At 41.9% G+C, this 25992-nt stretch carries 21 protein-coding genes; 3 read left to right on the top strand and 18 right to left on the bottom strand.

Features of this window, described 5'->3' with window-relative positions:
- Positions 1 to 5: 5 nt before the first annotated feature.
- From V1501_RS09285 to V1501_RS09250, 8 genes are all read right to left on the bottom strand, one after another.
- Positions 6 to 848, bottom strand: a complete 843-nt coding sequence (locus V1501_RS09285; RefSeq protein WP_409292785.1) for a sugar phosphate isomerase/epimerase family protein — start codon at positions 846 to 848, stop codon at positions 6 to 8.
- Positions 849 to 864: 16 nt separating this feature from the next.
- Positions 865 to 1854: a Gfo/Idh/MocA family protein gene (locus tag V1501_RS09280; protein ID WP_409292783.1), complete on the bottom strand. Its 990-nt coding sequence runs from the start codon at positions 1852 to 1854 to the stop codon at positions 865 to 867.
- Positions 1851 to 2870 (bottom strand): Gfo/Idh/MocA family protein, encoded by a 1020-nt coding sequence (locus tag V1501_RS09275; RefSeq protein ID WP_409292782.1) that lies wholly within the window; start codon positions 2868 to 2870, stop codon positions 1851 to 1853. The genes V1501_RS09280 and V1501_RS09275 overlap by 4 nt, the downstream gene beginning before the upstream one ends.
- Before the next feature lie 19 nt (positions 2871 to 2889).
- Complete coding sequence (locus V1501_RS09270; protein ID WP_409292781.1) at positions 2890 to 3873, bottom strand: ROK family protein; 984 nt, start codon at positions 3871 to 3873, stop codon at positions 2890 to 2892.
- Between the two features lie 22 nt (positions 3874 to 3895).
- Positions 3896 to 4711 carry a carbohydrate ABC transporter permease gene (locus tag V1501_RS09265; protein WP_409292780.1) on the bottom strand — a complete coding sequence of 272 codons (816 nt, stop codon included), beginning with the start codon at positions 4709 to 4711 and terminating at the stop codon, positions 3896 to 3898.
- 15 nt (positions 4712 to 4726) lie between these two features.
- Positions 4727 to 5677, bottom strand: a complete 951-nt coding sequence (locus V1501_RS09260; protein ID WP_409292779.1) for a carbohydrate ABC transporter permease — start codon at positions 5675 to 5677, stop codon at positions 4727 to 4729.
- Positions 5678 to 5747: 70 nt separating this feature from the next.
- The gene (locus V1501_RS09255) at positions 5748 to 7010 is read right to left on the bottom strand and encodes an ABC transporter substrate-binding protein (protein ID WP_409292778.1); all 1263 of its coding nucleotides are present in this window, start codon (positions 7008 to 7010) and stop codon (positions 5748 to 5750) included.
- A 141-nt stretch (positions 7011 to 7151) separates the two neighbouring features.
- The gene (locus V1501_RS09250; protein ID WP_409292777.1) at positions 7152 to 8360 is read right to left on the bottom strand and encodes an ROK family transcriptional regulator; all 1209 of its coding nucleotides are present in this window, start codon (positions 8358 to 8360) and stop codon (positions 7152 to 7154) included.
- A gap of 510 nt (positions 8361 to 8870) precedes the next feature.
- On the opposite strand from V1501_RS09250, the gene V1501_RS09245 reads away from it, so the two are divergent.
- Both V1501_RS09245 and V1501_RS09240 read left to right on the top strand, forming a co-directional pair.
- Positions 8871 to 11186, top strand: a complete 2316-nt coding sequence (locus V1501_RS09245) for a glycerophosphodiester phosphodiesterase family protein (RefSeq protein ID WP_409292776.1) — start codon at positions 8871 to 8873, stop codon at positions 11184 to 11186.
- A gap of 115 nt (positions 11187 to 11301) precedes the next feature.
- A complete protein-coding gene (locus V1501_RS09240) occupies positions 11302 to 11982 on the top strand; it encodes a DUF421 domain-containing protein (protein ID WP_409292775.1) in 681 nt (226 codons plus the stop codon).
- Between the two features lie 37 nt (positions 11983 to 12019).
- Here V1501_RS09240 and queE read toward each other — a convergent pair whose 3' ends face one another.
- From queE to V1501_RS09195, 9 genes are all read right to left on the bottom strand, one after another.
- Positions 12020 to 12748, bottom strand: a complete 729-nt coding sequence (gene queE / locus V1501_RS09235) for a 7-carboxy-7-deazaguanine synthase QueE (protein ID WP_409292774.1) — start codon at positions 12746 to 12748, stop codon at positions 12020 to 12022.
- Positions 12741 to 13217, bottom strand: coding sequence for a 6-carboxytetrahydropterin synthase QueD (gene queD / locus V1501_RS09230; RefSeq protein ID WP_409292773.1), 477 nt, complete (start codon positions 13215 to 13217; stop codon positions 12741 to 12743). The genes queE and queD overlap by 8 nt, the downstream gene beginning before the upstream one ends.
- An 855-nt stretch (positions 13218 to 14072) precedes the next feature.
- Entirely contained in the window at positions 14073 to 16661 is a 2589-nt protein-coding gene (locus V1501_RS09225) for an HNH endonuclease family protein (protein ID WP_409292771.1), read from the bottom strand.
- Between the two features lie 404 nt (positions 16662 to 17065).
- Complete coding sequence (locus tag V1501_RS09220; RefSeq protein WP_409292769.1) at positions 17066 to 17857, bottom strand: hypothetical protein; 792 nt, start codon at positions 17855 to 17857, stop codon at positions 17066 to 17068.
- Between the two features lie 170 nt (positions 17858 to 18027).
- On the bottom strand, positions 18028 to 18825 hold the full coding sequence (locus tag V1501_RS09215) for a hypothetical protein (protein ID WP_409292767.1): 798 nt from the start codon (positions 18823 to 18825) through the stop codon (positions 18028 to 18030).
- Between the two features lie 298 nt (positions 18826 to 19123).
- Positions 19124 to 19591 carry a hypothetical protein gene (locus tag V1501_RS09210; protein WP_409292766.1) on the bottom strand — a complete coding sequence of 156 codons (468 nt, stop codon included), beginning with the start codon at positions 19589 to 19591 and terminating at the stop codon, positions 19124 to 19126.
- A 300-nt stretch (positions 19592 to 19891) separates the two neighbouring features.
- Positions 19892 to 21655 carry an ImmA/IrrE family metallo-endopeptidase gene (locus V1501_RS09205; RefSeq protein WP_409292764.1) on the bottom strand — a complete coding sequence of 588 codons (1764 nt, stop codon included), beginning with the start codon at positions 21653 to 21655 and terminating at the stop codon, positions 19892 to 19894.
- 1 nt (position 21656) lies between these two features.
- Positions 21657 to 22241 carry a hypothetical protein gene (locus V1501_RS09200; RefSeq protein ID WP_409292763.1) on the bottom strand — a complete coding sequence of 195 codons (585 nt, stop codon included), beginning with the start codon at positions 22239 to 22241 and terminating at the stop codon, positions 21657 to 21659.
- A gap of 752 nt (positions 22242 to 22993) precedes the next feature.
- The gene (locus V1501_RS09195) at positions 22994 to 23974 is read right to left on the bottom strand and encodes an aldo/keto reductase (protein ID WP_409292762.1); all 981 of its coding nucleotides are present in this window, start codon (positions 23972 to 23974) and stop codon (positions 22994 to 22996) included.
- Between the two features lie 178 nt (positions 23975 to 24152).
- Between V1501_RS09195 and V1501_RS09190 the strand changes: the two genes are divergently transcribed.
- A complete protein-coding gene (locus V1501_RS09190; RefSeq protein ID WP_409292760.1) occupies positions 24153 to 24629 on the top strand; it encodes a metal-dependent hydrolase in 477 nt (158 codons plus the stop codon).
- A 394-nt stretch (positions 24630 to 25023) separates the two neighbouring features.
- Here V1501_RS09190 and V1501_RS09185 read toward each other — a convergent pair whose 3' ends face one another.
- Entirely contained in the window at positions 25024 to 25488 is a 465-nt protein-coding gene (locus V1501_RS09185) for a class I SAM-dependent methyltransferase (RefSeq protein ID WP_409293305.1), read from the bottom strand.
- Between the last annotated feature and the right edge of the window lie 504 nt (positions 25489 to 25992).

The following is a 25992-nucleotide window of genomic DNA, read 5'->3' as shown; positions in this document are numbered from 1 at the left end:
ATTCTCTACTTCCTTTCTGCAGGGGTTAAACTTCTGCAGATGGCTTCCAGCTGGCGTCCGGTGTCCATCGCAAGGCCCTGCGGCGAAAATGGGTAAGGGGAAATCTCGGCGGTCAGGACATCATCATATCCAATGTCATGAAGCGCCTTCATGACTTCCCTCCAGTTCACATCACCAGCAAGAAGCGGGACAAAACCGGTGATATTGCCGACTGCCGTGCTGAAATCCTTGACATGCACCTTTTTAATCCGGCTGCCGAGAGTCCGGATCCACTGCTCGGGATAGCCGAATTGAAGCACATTGCCTACATCAAAATAGACGCCCGCATAGTCTGATTGAATTTCATCCACATAGCGCTTCATCTCAACCGGAGAGAGGAGGAATTTATTCCAGACATTCTCGATCCCGATCATGACGCCTATCCTCTCCGCAACAGATGCAAGACTCACAAGCTCTCGCTGGCTCCGCTCATAACAGTCACTGTAGGTTGTTTCTTCGTTCACAACACCAGGGACGACAAGAATGGTATCCATTCCCATGGCGCCTGCAAGCTCCAGCTGTTTTTGCACAACCTTCCGGCCCCGTTCCCGGACACTTTCGTCTCCCGAGGAAAGCGGGGACTCCCATAACAGCCCGGTTGAAAGGCTGCGAAGCTCGATATTATGCCGTTCCGCCTGGCGCAGAATTTCTTCCGCTTCCTTAACTGTCGTATCCAGGGTCAATCCTGTCCCGCGGCTGTTATAGACATTCAGCTCGACCGCATCGAAGCCCGCTTCCCTGCTCCAGGTGAACACATCCTGAAGCGGCGTGCCTTCCGGGAAGCACCATTGATTAATGCCTTTTTTCATGAAGCATGCCTCCCTTCTATCTCACTGCCTGCCGGCCCTGTAAGCTGACCGGTGCTTTTTTGGCTGCCGATTCATAGGCCGCAAGCGCTGCCTCCACTGCCCTCATGCCGTCGATGCCCGTGACGCTCGGCTCCCTTACATTGGCTGCACTATCCAGGAAGTCCCGGACGAGCTCGGCATCCATGTTGTCGCCCCAATAATCCCAGGCAGCGCCGACCGGCGAGTACACATCCACCTTCTGTGCGAATGCATCGACCTTCAGCGTCCCCTCGCTTCCAATGATCTCAAGCGTCACATCTCCCCAGGTCGGGAAGGTGTCATTGCGGGACCAGCTGCAATCGAGGGTGGCGAACACTCCGTTTTCAAATTCAAAGGTCAAAAGACCGCAGTCATCGATATCGGTATCGGAAAATTTCTGGTCGATCTCAGCATACACTTCCTTCAGTTCTGAACCGAGGAACCATCTCATCAGGTCTGCCACATGCACCGTATGGTCCATCACGGCGCCGCCGCCTGATAATTCCTTGTCCACGAACCAGCCGCCAGGATTCGTGCCGCGGTTCGTGCCCTTGATGGCGAAGATCTCCCCGAGGCCGCCGCTTTCCACGATGCTTTTCGCCCGTTTCACGGCCGTATTGAACCGGACTGGAAACGCAGTCTGGAGAATCACTCCCTGTTCCCTGCATACATCAATCATTTCCCGTGCGTCCTCAAGCGAGGGTGCGAGCGGCTTTTCACAGAGAACGTGCACCCCGGCCCTGGCGGCAGACAGAGTATGTTTGTGATGTTTGCTGTTTTCCGAAGTGATGATGACCGCATCCAGGTCCTGTTTCAATAATTCCTCATACTGGCGGTAATAAGTAGTGCCGAATTTCTCAGCGGCCTGAGTTCCCCGTGAGTCCTGCTCGTCCGCAATCCCAACAAGCTCCACTCCTTCAATCTTCTTCAGTGCGTCTGCATATGCAAAGGCATGCGAATGGGCAAAACTGATGATTCCTACTCTCATCCGTGCTGCACCTCCTCTTTCAATGTTTCATCCAGGACAATTTCTTTCCCTTTCTCCATCGATTCCAGCGCGGCCAGCGCAATTTCCATCGCCTTGTAGGCATCTTCGGCCGATACGATCGGTTCTTCCCCTGACTTGATACACTGTATAAAATGGGTCAGTTCTTCAAAATAAGGATTCTGCTTAAGTGGACTTTCCGGGACAGCCACACCGCCTGCTGACGCACTTTCCCCCCGCCCTTCAAAAATGACCGGAACCGATTTTTTACTGTCATGATCAATGATTCCTTCGCTGCCGGCAAATTCGAACTGAGTTGAGAAGCCCTGATGTGCCCAGGTTCCCTCTACATGGGCAATCACTCCGCTCTTGAATCTCAGGGTGACCAGTGAATAATCACGGTGCTTAAGCCCGCCATCCTTGATGCCTTTGGCAAAGACCCTCTCTACATCACCAAAGCACCATCTCAGGAAATCAAAGTCGTGGATGATCATATCAAGTACGAGGCCGCCGCTTGCCTCATAATCGGCATACCAGTCATTCGAACCCATCGGGAACTGGCCGCCCCTTGTAGTCCTGACCATTCCCACCTTACCGATCCGGCCTTCCTCAATGATTTGCTTGGCCCGCACATATTCAGGAAAAAAGCGGACCACATGGCCGACATACAGCTGTACATTTTTTTCCCGGCAGTAATCAATCATTTCCCTTGCATCCGCAAGGCTTCTTGCCAGCGGCTTTTCACAGACAACATGAAGGCCAAGGTCAGCGGCCTTTTTCACAAATGGCTTATGAAACGGAGTCGGCAGGCATACGGAAACAACATCCAAAGCCGGCAGAGCGGCCACAGCCTCTTCAAAGCTCGCAAAAGCCTTCGTATTCAATCGGCCGGCAAGCTTTTCTGCCTTTTCCAGATTTACGTCCACAATCCCAGCGAGGACAGCGTCCTCCATGCCGGTATAGGCGGCACCATGCGTACCTCCCATGGTGCCCGCCCCAATCAACAGAACGTTCAACATATGTAACTCCTCCTTTTCGTTATAAAGCGTATGTTTCCCCTGGACGAGCAAAACTCTTAGTCTGTTCTTCCCCGCCATACAGGCAGGCGACCCCGAGCACAGGGGCATATCTGCCGAGTGCGGACACTCTGACATCTACGTCCTTTACCATGCTCTCAATGCCGTGTTTCTTGATGGTCTTCTGAATCGCTGGAAGCAAGATTTCCGATTCATTCATCACTCCTCCGCCGAGGATTACGGTTTCGGTATTGAACAGATGAATGAGATTGATCAGACCAAGCCCGAGATGACCCCCGATTTCCTCCAGGATACTGATGGAAAAAGGATCTCCCTGCCGTGCGGCCGCCCCTATTTCCTTAGCTGTCAAGTGACCTCCGGGCTTGAGGATCGAACTCCTGGCACCGCTGTTCAGCCTCTCGTTAGCGAGGGCTGCCAGCGCCGGGCCGGAAGCATAATTCTCAAGGCAGCCTCTGTTGCCACAAGAGCATGCCGGGCCGTTCAGGTTGATTGAGATATGGCCGAATTCGCCGGCACTGTCCCCCCGACCGGTAATCAGGCTGCCGCCGCTGATGATTCCAGCCCCGATTCCTGTACTCACGGTGATATAAATCACATTCTGCCTGCCGCGTCCTCCGCCCTGCTGCCATTCACCTAGGGCTGCAGCATTGGCGTCATTGTACAGGCGGACGGGAAGTCCCCATTCCTGTTCCATGAGGCTGCCGATTTTCAAGGACTCAATGCCGAGGTTGGCTGCATACAGAATTTCCTTTTTAGCGGAATCGATCACTCCGGCTGACGCCACTCCGATTCCTTTGATATCAAAAGAGCTTCCTGTTTCCACAAGCTGCTGTACGGTATCCAGCACTTGATGGATAAGCGCGTCCCCTTTACAGGTTGGCTGCTCGATTTCTGCCGCGATCTTCCCGTCTGAGGTGACAAGGGCGGCGAGCAGCTTGGTGCCGCCGATATCCACCCCGATTGAAACGGTCTCCCTTTTTTTCATTGCAGTTCCTCCCTGCTTGTCATTACCTTCTGACTCCGCTTAACGAAATGCCGGCAATCAAGTACTTTTGCAACAGAATGAACATGATGATCATAGGGATGGTCGATAACAGTGCACCGGCCATCAGAAGCGGATAGTTTGTTGAGTACTGCCCCTGAAAAGACGATATCCCGATCGAGAGGACCCTCATGTTCTCAGAATTGGTCATGATGAGTGGCCAGAGGAAATCATTCCAGGATGCAAGGGCCGTGAAGATGCCAAGGGCGATCAGGGCGGGGGTGGCATTCGGCAGCAGCACCCTCCAGTAAATGCCCCACCAGGAACACCCGTCAATGATAGCCGCTTCATCCAATTCTTTTGGAATGCCCATGAAGAACTGCCTCAGGAGAAACACACCGAATGCGCTGAAGATGCCGGGCACAATCAAGGCATAAAACGTGTCAATCCAGCCGAGCGAGGTCATGATCGCAAAGTTCGGGATCAGGATAACCTGCGGCGGTACCATCAATACGGATAGAATGATGATGAAAATCGTATTCTTGAACGGAAAATTCATGCGTGCGAACGCGAAAGCTGCCATCGAACATAGAAACAGCTGAAAAAGCGTTCTGCCGACTGTCACGATGATCGTGTTTGTGTAATATTTCATGAAATCCACACTCTCGAAAACTTTTGCGAAATTCTCCGGGTGAAAATCCTTAGGGATGATTTCCGGCGGCACCTTCATGGAGGCGCCGTAGCTTTTCAGGGAAGTCGAAATCATCCAGAGGAACGGCACCATCATGATGAGCGCCCCGATGATCAATAGAGCATGACTGCCAAGCTTTCTTTCCTTCATGAGAGTCCCTCCTTTTTAGGAATCATAATGCACCCATTTTTTCTGGAAGACGAACTGGATGATGGTGATCGCAAGGATGGCCAGGAATAAAAGAAATGCCTGGGCTGATGCGATGCCCATCTGAGAATACTTGAAGCCGGATTCATAGACGCCGAACACGATGGTCCGCAGCGGCTCCAGAAGTGCGTTATTGTCCCCGATCATGACATAAATCAGGTCAAACATCTGGAGCGAACTGATCATGGCTGTGATGAATACAAAGAAGAGAGTCGGCGTGATCAGCGGCAGTGTGATGTTTAAGAATTTCTTCATTTTGGATGCTCCGTCAATCTCGGCCGCTTCATAATAGCTCTGCGATACTCCCTGCAGTCCTGCCAGCAGCAGGATGACATTATGGCCGACCGTCATCCAAACATATACGAGGATGACCGAAAACAGGGCGATGTTCGGGTCGAACAGCCAGGAAGGCTGCGGAAGGTGAAGCAGGCCGAAAATATAGTTGATCAGCCCATATTCCGTGTTATACAGCCATTTCCAGACCATCCCGACCGCCACAGGCATCGTCACGACCGGAAGGAAAAAGAGCGTGCGGTACACCACCATCCCCTTGATCCGCTGATTCAGCATCAGGGAAATGAGAGTGGCTGCCACTACAGACAGAGGAACCGACACAATGGTAAACACTACGGTATTGATAATGGAACGGCGGAAGGACGGATCCTGTATCAAATCCTCAATATTGGCAAGGCCCACATAGGCAGGAGCCGAGATTCCATCCCATTCGGTGAAGGAAATCAGGAAGGAAGCAGCCGCAGGCAGCATATAGAAGCAAAGCAGGCCAAGAAATGTCGGGGCAATGAACAGCAGCGCATATACCGCTTCCTTATTCAGCTTCTTCCCTTTCTTCTGCACCGATTGGATCATGGCTGTTTTTTCCTTTTCCAGGGACTGTGGTACGATACTCATACAACCTCTCCTTTCAGGCAGCGGTCCGGGATTTTTTCATCTCCCGGCCCGCTTGCTTTTTACTGCAGAATTATTCTGCCTGTTCTTCCTTCAGAATTTTATCCATCTTCTCTGTTACTGTATCCAGCGCTTCATCCAGCGGCTTCTGGCCGAGGTACGCGCCTTGTATTTCTTTATTTTCGATATCCTGCCATTCCGCTGTTTTCTCGGAAATCGGATATGGAACACCATATTGCTGGGCATCAAGGAAAACTTTCAGATCAAGGGATGGAATGGATTTCAGCCAGACATCGCTTATGCTCTTGTCAGCCGGGATGGAGAATCCTGTTTCCGCGATCACCTGATTTCCTTCCTTGCCAGACAGCGCCTTTATCAGATCCCAGGCAGCATCATCATTTTTGGTCTTTTTATTCATAGCCCAGCCGATTCCGTGGACGATGGATGCCTGTTTCTTTCCTTTAGGAAGCGGAGCGACGCCAAGAGAATCTCCAAGCACACCTTTATACTCGCCGGCACTTACGGAGATTCCCGGGAGCATGGCCGCCTTTTCAGAAATGAACAGCTGCTTTCCTTCTGTTTCCATGATGGTTTTCGCAGATGGGAATATTCCTTTGTCCATCATTTTTTGAACAAAATGGAAGGCTTCCTTGGCTTCAGGAGAATTGAAGCCTGACTTTGTCTTATCATCGCTGATCATATAGCCGCCTGCCTGAGGAATGAGGTTATAATAGCCCTGCTGATTCGCTTTTACATCAAAGGCATAGCCGTAGACTCCGTTTTTCTTATCGGTAAGCTCTCCGCCGACCTTTTCGATATCTTCCCATGTCCAACTTTCATCCGGATAAGGAATGCCCTTTTTGTCAAAAAACTTCTTGTTATAATAAAGACCGACTGAATCAATGAAATAAGGCGCTGCATGCAGCTTTCCTTCATACGTATATAAATCGACGACGGCCGGGAAATAATCATCCTTTTTATAATCGCCATCTTTTTTGATGTAAGGCTCAAGATCATGGATGTACCCTTTGGAGGCATATTGATAAAAATTCGGACCGTTCATCCAGAATACATCAGGTCCTTTGCCGCCGCTGATGCTCGTTTTCAGTTTTGTCCAGTACTCCTCCCAGGGCGAGTACGTAACATTTACCTTGATATCGGGATGCTCTTTCTTGAAGGCCTCAATGGACTTGTTCACGGCACCTTTGACATTTTCATCCCAAAGGGCCACTTCAAGCGTCTTTTTACCGTCGGCACTGCTCTTTGAGCTGCTACAGGCAGACATTGCAAACACCATGACCATCAGCAATAAGTAAACCAAAAGCCTTTTCTTCATTTTTATCCCCCTCATGATATTGTCCTAAGAAACTATGTGTCACCAAACCTAGGAAACTCATACATATGTAAGTGGATTCTGGAAGCACTTCTTTTGGGCACTTGCAGCAAGATGATGAGCATCACCTCCTTAAATGGATGATCAGGTAATCGAAAACTGGTATTTCTCCTGCAGCAGCACAGCCGCGGCCCCCATCAGTTCAAACTCAAGGCCAAGTGAAGTCGGCTGGATATTAATCTCTTCCTTTAGAATCGGAATCACATGCATGCTCACATGGTTCCGGATCATCTCGAGCAGAATCCTGTTCTCCTGGACGATATCACCGCTCAAAATGATCACCTCGGGATTGAGGAAGTGTATGGCATTTACGATCCCTGCTGAGATATGGCCGGCAATCTCCTCCATGATATCAAGGCAGATCACATCTCCTTCATTCAAGGCTGAGACGAAAACAGAGGGAGTGATCCGGCTGAAATCATTTGCGATGGAATCCCGCAGTGCCGTTTCCCTCCTCGTGGTCATGAGGGCCGAGACAATTTTGGAATACACAGCCGGCCAGTTCACATAGTTTTCAAGGCAGCCTTCATTTCCGCATTCACATTTCAAGCCTCCTTTGACGATGGTCGTGTGGCCAAGCTCCCCCGCGCTTCCCTTAAAGCCTCTGATGATCTTGCCATTCACCATGATCCCGGAGCCGACTCCGTCCCCGATCGTGATATAGACCAGATCTTTATAATGGCCGAAGGAACCAAAGAAATTCTCCGCCAGCACAAAGGCGTTCGTGTCATTGTCCATGAAAGCCGGAAGACTGAAGCGTTCCTCGACCATCTCCTTCAGCCTGATGTCAAACAGCTTCAGCTTATTGTTATAGGCAATGATTCCATTAACTGAATCGACTATCCCTGGAGTGATGATCGAAATTCCTTCATAGCTGTCCAAATTATCCTTCGACTCCAGGAATCCTTCAATGATATCGAGCATCAGCGTGATGACTGCCATTCCTTCTGTACCGTTTGTCGGATGAACTTCCTTCCGGAGGATGCTGCCTTCAAGGTTCATTTCTGATATTTTAATAGCAGAGTTATTGAGCGAAACCCCGATCACATATTTTGCATGCGGATTGAAGCGCAGCAGCACCGGCTTACGGCCGCCGTTCGAGATCCCGACGCCGTCCTCCCGCACCACTCCCTCGCTGATCAGCTCCGATACGGCCGAAGTGACCGTCGTCGGGCTGATATTGATCTGTTTCGCGATATCGCTTCTTGAGATCGGCCCCTGCTTCCGGATCGTGTCCAGGATGATCGACCGATTCAGCTCCTGCATCAATTTTAAATCTCCAGTCCTTCTCATAACCTGCACTCCTCAACATTCATTAATACCTTACTTTTTTCAGTGACTTTATAAAGTTCGTGCATTCATGAGAGAAAAAGGCATATCCCCAGATATATAGGAATGCAACCTGTTTTTCTTTCTCCACTCTCTTTACTAAGTACTTAAAGCTTAAACTGAATATTCAGAAATGTAAACGCTTTTATGCAAATAATTATAAATTTTCTGAAATCATTTAAGGCCTCTTTCCTACTGAATCTACAGATCACTTTATGTCATTTTTCTGCACCCTTAAAGCTTTTTGTAAGGAAACCTGCCGCTTATTTTAATAATCTGGTATCCTGATAAACAGTTTTTGCCACTGGATAAATAAGCCTTCCGGCATATACCTCCAACCTCAGACCTCGCGTTACTATTAACAATAGATTTACCATAACATTACATCACAGCAATATTCATCCTGTATAACAGAAGGTGCACCAAGTAGATACAGAGAGTTAATAAACTACTAATCTATTATTGGAGGTACTCATGTCTAACAAAAGAAAACTGAGCGGCGCAATGCTTGCCGCCACCCTGACTTTTTCCAGTCTCCCCCTGATCCCGGGCAATGTAAATCATGTTCTTGCCAGCCCCCTTGTCCTGGTCGACCAGAATTTCGACACCACCGCCAATGATACCCTTCCTGCCGGCTGGAAGCTGCTGCAGGGAAAGGCTTCAGTCAAGGACGGCAAGCTTGTGCTGGCTTCGCCTTCCACTTCCCAGCCTGCAAGAGTAATCGTTCCCCTGTCCGCCGACAGCGGTGATTATGTATTTGAAGCAGATATGACTTTCACTGCCGCAGCCGAGAATACACGCTGGGCATCCATGATGTACCGCATCCAGAACAACAATTACCCATACTATCAGGCAGCGATCCGCAAGGGCACTTCCGCCCTCAACGGCCTTGAGTTTGCCCTCCGTAATGACAAAAATCAGTGGGTAGTCCCTGAGACGAATTTCTATCACGAGGATTTCCAGCTGAACAAATCCTACCGAATCAAAATTGTCGCAAGCAAAAACCGGGTCCAGCAGTTCATTAATGGCAAGCTCGTGATCGACACAGACCAGGCAGGCCTTTTTACAACCGGTAATGTCGGCTTCCAGGCACAGGGCACAACGGTCCAGTTTGATAATGTACGAGTCACAGGCAATCCCGGCGAGCTTCCACCTGTCGCCCATACTGGCGCCTTCCTGCCGGCTGAACACGAGACCAATATCGTTAACGCCCCTACGCTCATAGCCGGAAGCAATGCGGAACAAGCCCAGAATGTGTCATCCGCGATCCTTGAAGTCAAAAGCCTGAACGGAGAGGCGATGGTGGATGATAGCACGCTCACGGACAAGCTTGCTTCGATGAAGGGCAAAACGATTCCAGTCATTCAGCTGGAACAAAAGGGACTGGAAGAAAAGGTGGTCGATGCCTTAAACGAGTCCCAAACGACGGATGTTCATATCGTTTCAACTAATCCCGAAATCGTCAAAGAAGTCACCAATATCTACCCCACCGCCCGCGGCGGCATTCTATATACCCGCAATGATCTAAACAAGCATGATCTCGCACAGCTGGCAAAGGACATTCATGCGAATCACGGCAAGCTGGCCATTATTCCGCAGAAGGTGCTTTCGCCCGAAGTGGTCTATTATCTTCATACGAGGGGCATTTCCGTATGGGGAAAAGGCGCTGAAAACGCGGATTCTGCCCATGGCCTGATTCACCTGGGTGTGGATGGAATCGTATCAGACACGCCTCAGGTCACCGGGGCTGCTCTGGGAGAGTATCCGGAAAACACGCTGATTCAGCGCCCGATCGTGGCAGCCCACCGCGGCGTTCCGTCCAAGGCACCCGAAAACACGATGACAAGCTACCGGCTTGCATATAACCTTGGCGCCGACATGATTGAAACCGATGTGCAGAAGACAAAGGACGGCCATCTTGTTATCATGCATGACGATACCGTAAACCGCACAACAGACGGCACTGGCAAGGTGGAGGATCTGACGCTCGAGGAAATCCGGGCGCTCGATGCCGGCATTAAATTCAGTCCGGAGTTTAGAGGTGAAAAAGTCCCCCTTTTCAAAGAGTTCCTGGACGAATTCAAGGGCAAGCCTGTTGTTCTCCTGATCGAGCTGAAAAAAGCCGGCTATGAGGATCAGGTTCTGACTGAAATCGAGGAAGCGGGCATGACCGATCAGGTGGTGCTGCAAAGCTTTGCGCTCGACAGCATGCAGAACGTGAACAAACTGAACCCGGAGCTTCCAATCGGCTATCTCTACTCGTCCGCTGTCCCAAAAACAGAAAGCGACAAGCTGAAGCAGGCGAAGAAAATGCTCGACTATGGCACCAATTCCCATGTAACGCTGAACGCAAGCTATGGAAGCTTGTATCAGGAATTCATCACCTATATGCGCCAGCGCGGACTTCTCAGCATGCACTGGACCTTCCGGGCCGAAGCGCCGCTCGCCGACCAGCTGAAGAAGGGTGTGATCGGACCGATCACCGACTATACCCAGTGGCTGTCCGAGTCACCGGTAAGACTTGAAACGCCGCTGAAAAAGATGAATCTGAAAGTCGGAAAAACAGCCGACCTGAACGCCAAGGCGAAGCTAACCTTCCGCTCGGATGAAACAAAAAATATCGAAACACAATTATTCGTGCCAAACGGTGATGTGGTGTCTGTGGAAGGAAACACCATCAAGGCCGCTGCACCCGGCAGGGCACAGGTATTCGTGAAACACACCTTCACCATGCTTGGTGAGGAATGGAATCTCGTTTCAGAGCCGATTGAAGTGAATGTATCGGAATAAACCAGAAAGGGCGGCCCCGGATTACGGGATCCCCCCTTTTTTTGCAGGAATAGAAATATTATTTTTTCCCCATAATGAATGGAAGCTGACCTTTCAGCAAAATGGGGTGAAAAACATGGCAGTCAAGGATATTATCATCGAGCTTTTAACCGGCTTTTTTGCCCTGCTTATTCTGTTGAATCTGCTGGGGAAAATCCAGTTTTCTCAGATTACTCCTTTTGATTTTATTTCAGGAATGGTAATGGGCAATTTTGTAGGAGATGCCGTATTTGATGATGCAGCCGGCATCAAGGAGATCCTTTTGACCATAAGCGTCTGGGGACTGCTGATTTACCTGGTGGAGCTCGCCACTCAAAAATCTCCTTACTTGAGGGCAAAATTCGAGGGAACTCCCTCCATCCTGATCAATAAGGGAGAAATTCTCTATAAAAATTTAAAAAAGAACAAAATCGATTTTCATCAGCTGCAGCAACTGATGCGGAATCAGGGCTATTTCTCCCTATTTGAAGCGGAATATGTGGTGCTCGAGCGGGACGGACAGATCTCAATCGCACCGAAGCATAAATACGGAGCACCTACTAAGGAAGATCTGCAGATCCCAGAGAAGAAGGTATCAATTCCAGCCGCCTTTATCATGGATGGAAAGGTCTTTGGAGCCAACTTGAGAGAGGCCGGACTGGATGAATCCTGGCTGAAAGACCAACTGGCACAAAAGAAAATCCATTCCTATAAGGATGTGATGTATGCTGAATGGACGGAAGACAGCGGGCTCACCATCAGCAAATATTCTTCATGACAAAAGGCTTCCTGCCGCCAGGAAGCCTTTTGTCATTTTATACGCCGCGCTTATTGCCCCAGATATAGGTATGCAGCTGCGGCAGGACCCGTACATCCTTAAACTCCCGGTCCAGCATGACCTTATCAATCAAATTCTCATACTGCCTGAGCAGACCGGAGACCAGCTGCTCATTATCCGTTGTCACGATATCGCCGTTCCCCACCTGCAGATAAAAAGGGATTCCCGGATATCTCTGATGCACATTCTTCGCATACTCGTAATCCCGGTCATCAAAAATGACTACCTTCAGACTGCAGTTATAGGAAGGCGATCTCCCCTCCACTTTCTCGATGATGAGATCAAGCGCCTCAAAATCCGTCTTCATCCCGGAGCTCGGCGGCTTCGGGGAAAGAGTGAGTTCGTTGATATCCAGGAACCAGTCCTGCCACCTGCTTCCCTGTGTTTCAAGGGCGGTGCGCACCGAGTTCTCCTTGAAATGATCAATAAGGCTTCCAAGGTTTTTCAACAGCGCTGGATTTCCGCCTGAAATCGTGACCAGGGAAAAACCGTCTCCCCCGAGCTTCACAAGCTCATTCCAGATTTCTTCCGCTTCCATCTGCCGAATCAAATGCTTGCCCGAGCCGTCCCAGGTGAATGCTGAATCACACCAGGCACATGAATAATCACAGCCGGCCGTCCGGACGAACATCGTCTTCTGCCCGATCACCATCCCTTCACCCTGGATGGTCGGTCCGAAAATTTCCATCACCGGTATCTTACTCATTCTCCATCCACTCCCGTCTTGCCTCAGCATAGCTTGTCGGAGTTTCATAAAGACGGACAAACTCCACCCGCGCACCCGGATAGGCTTCTGCACGCCGGTCGAGGGCATCCTTCATTTTCTCATAAATCCAGACAACTATATTCTCAGCCGATGTATTCATCGGCGGAAGTGTCTCATTCAGGTAGTGATGATCCAGGTATATCTCAATCTCCGTCTTCCAGATTTCCTTGATATCCCCAAAGTCAATAACCAGGCCGCGGTCATCCGCAAACCCGCTGATGCCAAACACGGCCTTATAGGTATGACCATGAAGATTCATGCATTTGCCTTCATAGGCATGGAGATGATGCGCTGCATCAAACGTGAACTCCTTGCTCACCAATACCCGCTTCTTATGATATCTCAGCTGATTCCTCTTGATATCCTCATCCATCTTTTGAAGCTTTTCTACAATTCGAAAACCACTCATAGCAACTGCTCCTTCATAACAGAAAAAGCCGCACTCCAAGAGAAGTACCGCTTCTTCTTAGTTTTTTTAGAGAGGGGTGCTAGAACCTCTTGTTTACACTATTTTTCTTTTATTATTTTAACATAAAAAATGAGGTTTACTTTTCTTTTTTGGCTTTTTTTCTTAAAAAGAAGGTCACAAGACCAACAACCAGTATGACTAAAACAAGATTGAAGAGCTGCCATAATATTGTACTAGTGTGCAAACTCACGACTTACAGCTTAGGAGGCTGTCGCTCTATCGTGCTGAGCTACTGGAACAAAAATATGGTTGATACATATGGGTTTATAGGAAGACCACTGTCCTGTTTTTGTTCCTTAGTCCGACAGCTATCCTTTAAAGGTATCCTACATTTCTTCTTAATTTTATCACATTTTAAGCTGATACTTCTATAATATTTGTTATCCGAAGTAAGATTTTAAAAAAAAGAAAGGCTCTAACTGAGCCTTTCCTTAATAACTCTAGATTGATTTTTCTTTTTGGATGGTTTCATTGCCATTTGAATCATCATTTGAGCATTGTTATACCCAGGTTTTTAAACAATACTTAATTTCATCCAATTGTACAAGAAAGAGCCACTTAAATGTGTGAAAATGTTTATTATCTAATTTATTAATGAATGAAATATATACGTAAAAACATCGTCAATTAAGACTATTTTAGTATGTTTTACACGGTAAAATTTTTTACTCTGATTGCGGGAACAGAAGAGCTAAAGCATATCCCCCTAAATATAACCTTTGAAAATGGTGAAAAGTGCCCCCACCAGAAAGATAATTTATAGCGTGCCTAAATTAATTTTGTCAATTTATTTTACTAATTAGAAACTCTAACTCCTTTTTTTCTATTACAATCTTTATGAGTTATTTGTAAGTTTAAAAATCTATCTCCACCTCCAATACCTAAAGGTACTTTATGGTCTACCTCTAATTCATCTGTAATAAATAGCAAAGAGTTACATATCGGACAGATGTTATGTTGTTTTTCAAGTAATCCTTTTTTCTCATCCTGTGAAAGCTTTATTCGTCTTTCTTCTACTTGGTATTTGTTCCAAAACTCATATACCATATTTTTATATTTTGTTAATCCGACACCATTTTGGTCATCCGATGTTAAAGATTTTGTGAACTTAAAGATATTAGTTATATTTTGCTTTATTTCAATTCTATTGAACTTTACCATTTCATAACTAATATTAGAAAGTAAATACCAAAGAGCATAAAAATTTTGTAATGTTCTTCTTGCTGTTCTTGAGTGCGTCAAATAAAAGATTTCGTCAAGTTCCTTTTTTAAATAATTGTCTAGATTATCTTCAATGTCTCTATCGACAAGTAATAGTTTTAATTTCTTAATAAAATTTTCAACCTTACTTAGTGATTTTAAATACTCGTGCTTTAAATCTTCTTGCTCAGAAGCTGTATTAAGTAACTTAGTGATTTCAACCTTCGACTTTATTCTAAAGTTAATTTTATCGTTCCTTTGATAAATATCTAGGTCAACAACATTTTCAACTGGATTATCTGCTTTATATTCAAAATACCCCAGTGTAGTTATTAATTCTTCATTTTCCATTCTAGTGTTTTGTAACCTAGAGAAAAACCATTTATCATTTTTACTACTAATTTTTCGAATCTTACTAATAATACCGACATCAATATAAGAGTTCCACATTTCGAATGTATTTTCACGAATAGGATACGGCTTGTTATTTAATCTAATAAATAAATCAATTTGGTCAAATTTAGGGTTTATTTTTGAGTCAATAGTAACCAAAGATAAGTTGAAGTCTAAAATCATTTCTTTATAGACTTCATCAAAATCGTTATATGATTTTCCATTTAACTCGGTCAATATTCGTAAGTTATTTAATTTATAATTATTTTTTTCTGATTTAACCCTTTCTCCATTTTCATCTTGAAAATCTTGACCTATAAATCCAAGTATTGATAACAATCTCTGTTGGCCATCAACAACCTCTAATACACCATCTGGTCTTTTAAAAATAAAGATTGGAGGTAACTTAATACCTAATAAAATACTTTCAATTATTGCAGATGATTTCATCTGATTAATTGATTCACCCCTTTGGTATGAAGGGCGAAGTAAAAATCTTTTTCTGTTCATTAATCGACAAATATCATCAATCGTAGTTGTACTAGCATCTGGCTTATTTAACCTAAGAGTTTCAAATTCCTCAATTATTTTATTGGTGTCAGTTGAATTACTATTCATTACTGTTTTTATTTTTTGTAGAGAATTATTATTATTTTTGATGTATATTTCCAAATTTATGCTGAAATATTGCTCGAAGAACGAGGCCGTTCCAGTATACCGTTCCTTCATCTCCATATAAAAATGGCTATTTTCTTGATTATATATATTTATGTTCTTAGATATAAAGCTGACTAAATTTCTTAATAATTTATGATTATTTATTTTTTGTAGACTTACTTTTTCTTGTTCCAAGATAGTGAATACCCAGAATAAGCATTCAAATACTAATTTATTATGTTCTACATTATTAGCGATTAAAAGGCGTTTAATTTCTTTTAATAAATAAACTTTTGAAATAAAACTATCATATAACTCTTCAACATTAGGATTATTATTACTTAAATTTTCGAAAAAACGTTGAATTACTTCTTTTCTTCCATTCAATGTACTATAGTAATTTATAGGCAAATTATGAAGAACTAAAAATAATCTTACCTTTTGCATTGCTTTCTCAAGCGTTATGCCTTTTTCTTTAGTTTCCTTTTCTCTATCGGAAAAAAATAAATCTAAAAAAGATAAATAATCATTTTCAGAACTTTGTAATTTTTTCTTGAAATAAGTATTAGTGTCATTAATTTCGTATATAGCTTTTTCAATCTCTACGTTTTTTAAGGGAGTGATTCCTGAGTTATATCTTCTAAAGATTTCCTTTTTAATCTGGTCTTCTTTTCTCTCATCTAATTTAGGCTCATTTACCACACTAAACTCTATTATTCGTAGCTTAGTGTCCCAAAAAACATCTTGGATTTCTATACTTAAATCGTCAAAACTTTTTTTCTTTAAGTCAGTAAAGACACTTAACCCTTTTTTAGTTAAATGAAATTTATTTTCTTTAAAACGTTTTATCGTTTCAAAACGTTGCCTTCCGTCAATTACCTCAATAATATTTTTACCGGTGTTAAAAAATACTAATGGTGGTATTTCAGTTCCTAAAAGAATACTTTCAATAAAATAACTTGCCTTATCAGTATCCCAAACATAATTTCTCTGGTAATAGGGGTCAAACACTGTGTTTTTAGTCCTTCTCTCGTTAGCAAAAAGCGTTTCTATCGACATTACCTTCGATTCTATTTTTAAGTGTGTTTTAAAGATTTCTTTTATTTCATCATCCTTCAAAAACAGTTCTGCCATATAAATTCCTCCTTTGGGAAAAATACCTATTATCTAAATATTAACACTTTAAAAGGGGCTACATAAGAATATTTTGAAAATGTTCTTTCATGATATTAATTTAGATTGGAAAAGGAGCATAAGTATCTTTAATGAATAAAGATTTACTGGATTTAACTAGTAACATCCACTTATAAAAAAAACCTCTTAAAGAGTCCTACAACGTATTCTCATATTCTACAATGATTTTATAGAAGGAGTTTCTTTTTTAGCTCTAAAAGGACATAAGGTTAATATTACCAGCTAAATATAACAAAACCTATAGAAGTTCCTCAACCTTCAATCAGTTCTCGTTATTTGGTTAGTTTTATTTAAATAAAAAACGCACGACAAAATGCCAACGCGTTTAAAAACAATATTCATTTCTATATTAAGCTTCTATGTTCATCTTTCTTTATTTCTATCTGTTCTTTTAACAACTCATTTTTTTCTATAATCCTTATTTTCGTACATTGGCTAATTACAGGTTTATTACCTAATAAAAATAGTTCTTTTTCAATTGGGTGAAAAATATACCAAGTTTCATCGCCAATTTTTATTGTTAAATTATTTATTAAATTGCTTCTAAAACCTAAGAATCTATAAAAGGTTTTAATTATTGTAAAATATATAGAAACAATGAAAAATAAAAATAAGCTAATTACAGCTATTAAAACTCCTAATCGTTCCTCTTTTGTTAGTGATTCATTATAAAATTCTGAGTATATTTGTGTTCCCACATAGTAAGAAGGTAGTATAAATATACTTAAAATAAAATGCAATAGAAACAAAAAATAAATTGATATTTTTTCGCATTTTTTCGCACTCGATTTAATAAGGTCAAAAAATGATTTCTCTTTTAGGTCTAATATTAAAATCCAAATAAAAATCCCCAAGAGTATAATCCCACTAATAACAGCAATTATTGGACGATATATATTTTTAGTAGAAAAAAATGTATCCGTTATTATCAAAAGAAAAAGTACGTAAAAAACAATTTCAAAAAAGGTTCTTATTACACGAATATATAACCGTTTTTCTTTGGTAGACAACTTCAATTCTACCCAACTCGATGAAATAGATGTTATGGGATTAATTTTCAATAAAATTATTATAATTGTAATCAAAACCCCAGGTATTCCTATTTTCGATAATATCTCTTTTACTAATTCAACCACAGATTATTTACCTTATACCTTTCATTGTTATCTTTTGAGAGAAATCACATCATCCATATCTTTTCAACAAATGGATTATCCCTTATCACAGGATAAATTTCCTCTATTCTATCCGTAAACGATATAAAAATAGAGTTGTTGTTCAGATGGTCTTAAAGTTCTTTAAGCCTTTAAATTATTGTACTTTTTACCCAATTTTTAATCATTTCAATATTTGTTGGTTTTTTTTGGATATAATCATTCCAACCCACAATTTTAATTGGCTTTTTAAGTTCCTCACCTAAGATGTTATTCACGTCAATGTAATAACCTTCCACTTTAGTTATTGTTTTCTCACCTTTACTCCTGAGTGTATTTTGAAGAGTAACAGTTTTATAATTATGAATATTAAAGCATTGCTTTAAAAACACTGATGAGGTTGTTGCACCATTCAATAAAATAATTTCGTAATTATTAGCTAATAATTGGTTTCTTAGTAGTTCTAAATCCTTCTTCCCTACTAATGTTCTTCTCTGAGTCTCTGTTAGATTCCCCCATGTTTTTTTTGTAGCCCATTGGCTTATATCCAGATGACAAGCACTTCCTTCTAGATAACTAACTCCCAAAATATCATTTATCATTTTCTCCATTGGATTAAACCATGACTTATAATAGAGTGGACTTTTCTTTATCTTTCTTACACCTGTAGTGAAATATCTTTCAAAATATCTTTCACAGTAATCTATTATTTCGATTACATGCTTTTCCGTAATATCAGTGTAACTGTCTACACCTAAAGTTTCCAAAGTATGAAAACGATAATATTCCTTTACTCTTTCAAACTCTGCCCAGCTTGGATTTAGACTAACTGTAGCAACTTTTGCACTTCTAAATCTCCCAAATGCAATAATCGGAGTGCTACCTTTGACAATAGTACAGTTTTTAGGTGGTACTTCTCGTAGTCTTTCATTGATAATTTGTTCTAACAAATTACCCCTCCTATAAAGAAGATTACAGATAAAAATTTCATATAGTAAAATTATACAGGAAAATATTACTACTTTGTTGAAATTAATATTTTTAACAAGGGGGGATTGCTGTGGTATATAAAAAACGAAGAAATTGTGTTGCAAAATAGAATAATAGTTACATAGAAGATGAATTAAAGTTTATATAGAGAGAATCGTTAATTCCCTCATCAAATAAAAGATGTGATATTTTATTTCAAGACAAAAAGAGTTACTTATTTTATTAATTCATCTATTCTTTGTTTACTGAACTTCCAACTCAATGGGATAGTATCACTATACCTTTAGCAACTCCAGTTTTCCATTCATGGTACATTTTTAAACTGGTATTTCCAGTTCCATTTCTCATAGTTTTCATATAACCAGCTATATCTAATGGTGATGCTAAATAAACTTTTGGCATCATGTCTAATTCGAAATCGACACCTTTAAACTGAACCAAGCTAAAAATTGTTTTATTGGAATGGTTTTCAAGCCAATTATCAATAGCACCATGATAGTCACTGTTTTTCAAGTACTTTTGGGTCAAACCCCATCCACCATCTTGACTACCTTTTACAGACACTTTAGCCATCTTGTCACCCTTTGCAACAATAAGGTCATATTCAGGTTGATTAGCTCCGTATTGAACAGATACATCAAAACCCGCCCAAGCAAATAAGGTTGCAGTAAAGGATTCAGCGGAAACACTCACTTGATGCTGTGACATAATCTTTTTTATTTTCATTGTATACCTCCAAATAAATATAACAATGCCTATAAAAACCTACAACTAATGCTATTAATAGCTCTCTGAAAATTATTACAATAAAATTACCTAATGTAACATTTCAATTGGATAAAAATCGAAATTTATACAGCAAAAAACCCCACGTCGTAATGGGGATTTCTAGCATATTTCTTTACGTTTAGTTTGTTATGCTCGATTAGAATTACATTTTATTCTAGACATACGAACAATTTGTAACCGCTTGCTAAAATCACTGGAAAAACGGATTACACCCCAACGCGAGTAATCCATTATATTTTATTCAACATCAACGATTTGAAGTAAAGTAAGTGCCTTGTTATCAAAGATAGCATAAGATTCTTCATGAAGTCTATATCTCGGAAAATCTGATTTAAACCACTGGTCAAACATAACTTTCTTCCTTTTAGATTTACCTTTCGAGTTAAAAGATAGAAATACTGATGATTGTTTATCAATAACTGGTTCAATCCAAGAGTAGGGAAAACTATCTGACTTAATCCACCAATCCACTAACCCATCGGTACTGAGAACCATTGCAATTTCAAGGTTACTTACCTCTGCCCACTTTTTTGCAACCAACACCATTGAAGCACTATACTTTTTACTTAGCATATATACATTTTTCATTGTGAAGTTTAACTTGTTGACTTCTTCCTTAAACTGTTTATCTGGTAATAATATGTATGCTGCAAACTTGTTTGCTTCAATCTCTAAATGTTTATCCATTTTAAATTTATTTGATTCTGTGACATCATCTAAAAAACAAAAGAAGCTTCTATTCGCATGATGAGGTAAAACAGCATGGGCTATTTCATGGGCTATAGAAAAATTAACTCTTCCCATTGACTTTTTTGTGCTATTTACTATTATAACTGGAGCTTTAAGAGTACAATCTCTAACTAAACAGGCATCAAAATTTTCCGTACCAAGTCTCTTTACAATTGTTTCAATACCTAATTCATTAGCTAATTTTTGTACATGGATTGTCTCTTCTTCAGGGTGTTTTTCTTTATACGCTGTAACTAAATAATGAGCGTAGTCCTTCCACTCCCAAGCATCATTAACTGGTGGTACAATAACATTGTCATAATCTACAATTTCCGTATCAGCAATTTTCTTAACTCGTTGTAGAATATAATTTTTGTCCATTTCCTTGAGCTTGTTTATCTCATATCTTGCTGCTACAGAATAATTTGTATTTTGTTTCCGTTTTAACCTATTTACAGCAATTAAAGAAATTTCCCTTGAGTAGTCTGACATTAAATGATTATTGGTTGAAAAATTCTTATACAATCGTTCCGTTAATTTAAAATTCCATTGCTTTAACAAGAAAGTCTGTACAGTTCCTAACTCGGTCAAATCAGAGAAAAACTCAATGATATGCTCTTGGCTGTCCTTATTACATCTATCTAGAAAAAGTTCAAGTTGTTTTAAATCATCGACATTTCCAGCATTTATTATTCGCTTTATTTCATTGTTGAAATAATACTGTATCGTTACATCCATTAACATATTACTTACTACATTAAAATAAGATGCATCCGCCGCACTTAAAATCAATTGTCTAATTGGAATACGTTCTGATTCTATTTTATGTTTAAAATTATTATCTATATATGAAGCATCCAGCTCCATAGCCTTATCAAGATTCCACGAAGCTAAAAAAGACATAAGAAGATACTTAGCATTTTCGTTTCCTATTGATTGAAATATTTCTTTTGTTAGAAAATCTACATCTAATAAATTTTCAGCGACCAAGAATGTAATTAAATAGGAGTATTGTGGAAGGATTTCATTACTCTGAGTTTGAACAAACTCAATAAAGTATAGAGGAATCCGTACTGTTAGATGCTCATTATTTTTGAAGATTATCTTTAAAATTTCTCTCCAACCAACTGAATCATCAAAAAATATCTTATTTGAAATTTCTGATAGAGCCGTTTTAGGATGAGTTTCATTTAAGTATTCTTCAATTATGCCAATTACATCTTGGATGTTTTTGTCTTGGTAAGGATTAAACATAATTCTTTCAATACCCATTTCAACTCACCCCTTTTAGATCCTCCAATAATATGTCTACCCATTCATGTCCATTCCATTCTTGAAATCCAATCACTTTAATCGTATTTTTTTCAGAAAAAACTAGTCCTCCTACGTATAATTCTTGCCCTTCGGGAATGCTTCTAATCACACCTGCCGTTTTGCTAATTTTTTTAAACTTAGCAGTATCCCTAATTCTCATTACAATTCTATAGTTCATGTCTCGAATATCAATACCATGTGAATGTACAACTCTAGGGTGTTCTAACTTAAGATGTTCATTTGCCGTACAGTATGCCCCATCCCCATAGTGTGGCACAAATGACAGACTATATTTTATGCAATTAATGCAAAGACAATGGGCAACTGAAGCAATAGACTGACTTGAGTCGATTTTAAATAAGTCTGAGGGCGACCAGACGTATCTATATATAATTGATTCTCGTAGTTTTGCATTTTCTGCCGTATATGTATTATCGCTTCTATTTAAATCAATTAATTCAAGCAAACCCTCAACTTCTTCTTCTATGTGGTTATGGGGATGAGGCTCTGTTCCCCAAGTTTCACAAGTATTGCATCTTTTCATTTCTTAATCCCCTTTTATAAGAAACTCATACTTTCTTTTTTAGTTAGATTAGTTGTATGAATATTTTACCACATCCTGGACTAAGAATAGTCGCAAATTTGAAATTGAATTGTTTAAAATACAATGTCATTTAACTACAACCTAAAGTATTTTTCCAATATTTTAAAAGTATGTTATTAAGGGTAAATAAATATAATATAAAATTAAAAGTTTAGTCACCTATCACATTACTAAAATGCTAATATATATTAATTTACATCAAATAACCTACCTTTTAGGAATCATTCTTTTTTATCCTATCTTTTCATAGTCGAAATGGGTTGACATGATAGACCCTACGTGTTGGAAAATTGAAATTGGGACTGCTATTCCATTGACTAGCATATTCTATTACTTCATAGGTACTGGGATTGTTTTATATTCACCACGCTCAATAAAGAAATCTTCAGGCAAACAGAAAATTAAATGATAAGATTTTAGCATCTTCGTCCACCGCCCAATTGATGAACGCCCAGGAAAACAATAGCACACGTGCTGGTTGGGCTACGTTACTTGCTTCTTCAAAATCCAAGGGTAATAGAAAATTGTAGCATTATATTTTAGGCATAAAAATATGGATACTCCCACAGTTTTCTAATCTGTGGTAGCATCCCTTATCTGTCCAAAACCCTATACCAAGGGTTAAACTGATATATAAATAACGTTCCAGGAGAGATTCGAACTCACGTTCAATACCCCTCTATGGAAAGAAGTTAACTGAACCCCAATACCGGATGCGGCACATAAGGCTCCTCGAGCTGCGCCACTTCTTCCGGAGTGAGTTTGATTTCAACTGCTGCCACGGCATCCTCCAGCTGATACATCTTGGTCGCACCAATGATCGGGGCAGTCACCGGCTCTTTCTGCAGCACCCAGGCGAGCGCGATTCGGGCACGCGGCACTCCCCTCGCTTCTGCCAGCTCGGCCACTTTCTCCACCACACGCCGGTCGGCGGCTTCTGTTGCGGCATATAGCGTCTTGCCGAATTCATCTGTCTCTGATCGTTCCGTCGTTTCCTCCCAGTCCCGGGTCAATTTTCCCCTTGCAAGCGGACTCCACGGAATGACGCCGATTTTTTCTTCCACACACAGCGGAAGCATCTCGCGCTCTTCTTCCCGGTATAAGAGGTTCAAGTGATTCTGCATGCTGACAAACCGGGTCCAGCCCCGGCGGTCCGCCACATTCAGCGCCTTCAGGAACTGCCAGGAATACATGGAGGAAGCACCGATATACCTCGCCTTCCCAGCCTTAACCACATCATGCAGCGCCTCCATCGTTTCTTCGATCGGTGTATGATAATCCCATCTATGAATCTGGTACAGATCCACATAATCCGTCCCCAGCCGCTTCAGGCTGCTGTCGATTTCACTCATGATCGCCTTACGTGACAAACCGGCTCCATTCGGACCTGGACGCCTCCGGCCATGCACCTTCGTGGCCAACACGATTTCATCACGGCTCGCAAAGTCCCTAAGCGCCCGGCCGACGATTTCCTCACTTGTTCCGTCCGAATACACATTGGCCGTATCAAAGAAATTGATTCCCGATTCAATCGCCTTTTTGATGATAGGACGGCTCTTTTCCTCATCCAGCACCCACTGATGATTGCCCCGCTCCGGCACCCCGAAGCTCATGCACCCAAGACAGAGGCGCGATACATCCAGGCCTGTATTGCCGAGTTTTGTATATTCCATTAGTCTGCACCCTCTTTCTATTAAATAAGCACTTTCATTATACCGCCAGCGGCTCGTTTAAAAAAACGAAAGGTTCTGAATTCTCCAAAACTATTTCTGCAGGAAAATAGTCCCTGTACTCTCTTTCCGCTTCCGTTTATTATAGTAATATAAAAACATTTGTTCGCCAGGAGGTACTATGCAAGGAAAAACACATATAGCCGGCGGAATCGCGGCCGGTGCCCTTTACTTAACAAAAGGCGGAAGCATCCATGATGAAACCCTGTTTATTGCGAGCTGCGCAGCCGGAGCACTCATACCCGACATCTGTTCGCCCACATCCACCATCGGCCGGATGATCCCGCTCCTCGACAATCTGGTCAGCAAGGCATTCGGCCACCGCACCCTGACACACAGCCTGCTCTTTATGCTGGCTGCATTCGCCCTATTCCGATTAACCCCATGGCCTTCTGCCATCGAATTCGGCATCTGGATCGGAATGGCCAGCCACCTGCTGCTCGATGCCCTCACCATACGGGGCATCCAGCTATTCTGGCCCTTTAAAGTGCGCGTCGCCCTTCCCCTTGGCATCAAAACCGGCGGCGGCTTCGAGAAAGGCTTTTTCTCAGTGCTCGTTGTCCTTGTGGCTTATTGTGGGTATCGGATTTATTTGTGAAGGTGGTTCATGGGAGTAAGCTTTAGCCTTATGAACAAAAAATGGCTGCATTTTTTCGGAAAATATTTGTAAATGAATGTTTTCGGCCAAAATCGGCTATGTTTTATGAGAAAAGTGTTCTAAAGGTTTCTTTAGAACATAAATCAGTTAAATTTTAAATGAAAGCGGTTCTAAAGGACTCATTACCACCAAAATGGGCTCTGTTTTAGAAGAAAAGTGTTCTAAAGGATTCTTTACGACATAAATCAGCTAAAAATAAAGAGATAACGGTTCTAAACGTTTCTTTACGACGAAAACCAATTCCCTTTAAGTTACCATTTTTTAAGGGGCCTCATACAAGGGCCCCTTTTCCTCAATTAATAATAATTACTGGCTGCCCCATTCTGCGGAACAGTCATTTATTAGTTTTCACTAACTCCAACTGAATAAAGAGACCCTTGTAAAACTCTCTTTTCTCCACAATGGCAAAACCAACTTCCTTAATCATCTTTTCTGTGTCCCGATCCAGGCAGCAGCCATCACAGATCTTTTTCCAGTAGGGAGTTAACCATTTTTGCATGTTAGCAAAAAAAGGATTATCCATTTTCACATGCTCGAACACAAGGATCCTTCCTCCAGCCTTACACACCCTCTTTATTTCTCTAAGGGCCTGTACAGGATTCGGAATACTGCATAAAACCAATGTAGCTACAACGCTATCAAACGTTTCGTCCTGATATGGCAGCTGTTCGGCACTCTCTTTTTCTATTTGTATATTAGCAGCGGATCCGGCTTTTCTCTTTAGTGAACGTTCAATCATGTCCTGACTCGGTTCGATAGCAATAACCTCTGCGTCATGAGAGTAATAAGGAAAATTAATTCCTGTGCCTGAACCTATTTCCAGTACTGAACCCTTTGCTTTTATCAGCAGATCTTTCCTGATTTTTTAAATTTGGTTTTTTCTAAAGGAGTCATAAAGAAATCAAACAATCTAGGAAATGACTTACTCATTGTTATTCATTCCTTCCTCCTTTGTATTCTCCGATTAATTATACAACAATAACTCAGGGTCCCGGTCCCACGGAGCAGAAAAGAAACAGATATAAATGCTGTAATGCGGTGAATTTATAGCATGATGTATTGAAAACAGCCTTCCCCTTTTGGTAAGGCTGTTTTCGTTCTCTTACTTTATTATTACTCAAATCAATGTATTTAATTTTTTATTCAATTCCTTTGACGTCCCTGTGATGGGTAAACGCGTTTTAGGAGATTGAATCAATCTTTTTTTACAAAACATATTTTAAAGGTCCTGGATTTGTCTCCTTTTCCACACTTTCAAAACACCACCATTTACATTAGGCGGAGATGGTGGATATTAGCTTCT

It is taken from the genome of Paraperibacillus esterisolvens, assembly GCF_046237625.1.
Classification (GTDB): Bacteria; Bacillota; Bacilli; order Bacillales; family DSM-1321; genus Paraperibacillus; species Paraperibacillus esterisolvens.
Note: the sequence above shows the minus strand (reverse complement) of the source record. Positions and strands in the feature narration are given on the sequence as shown.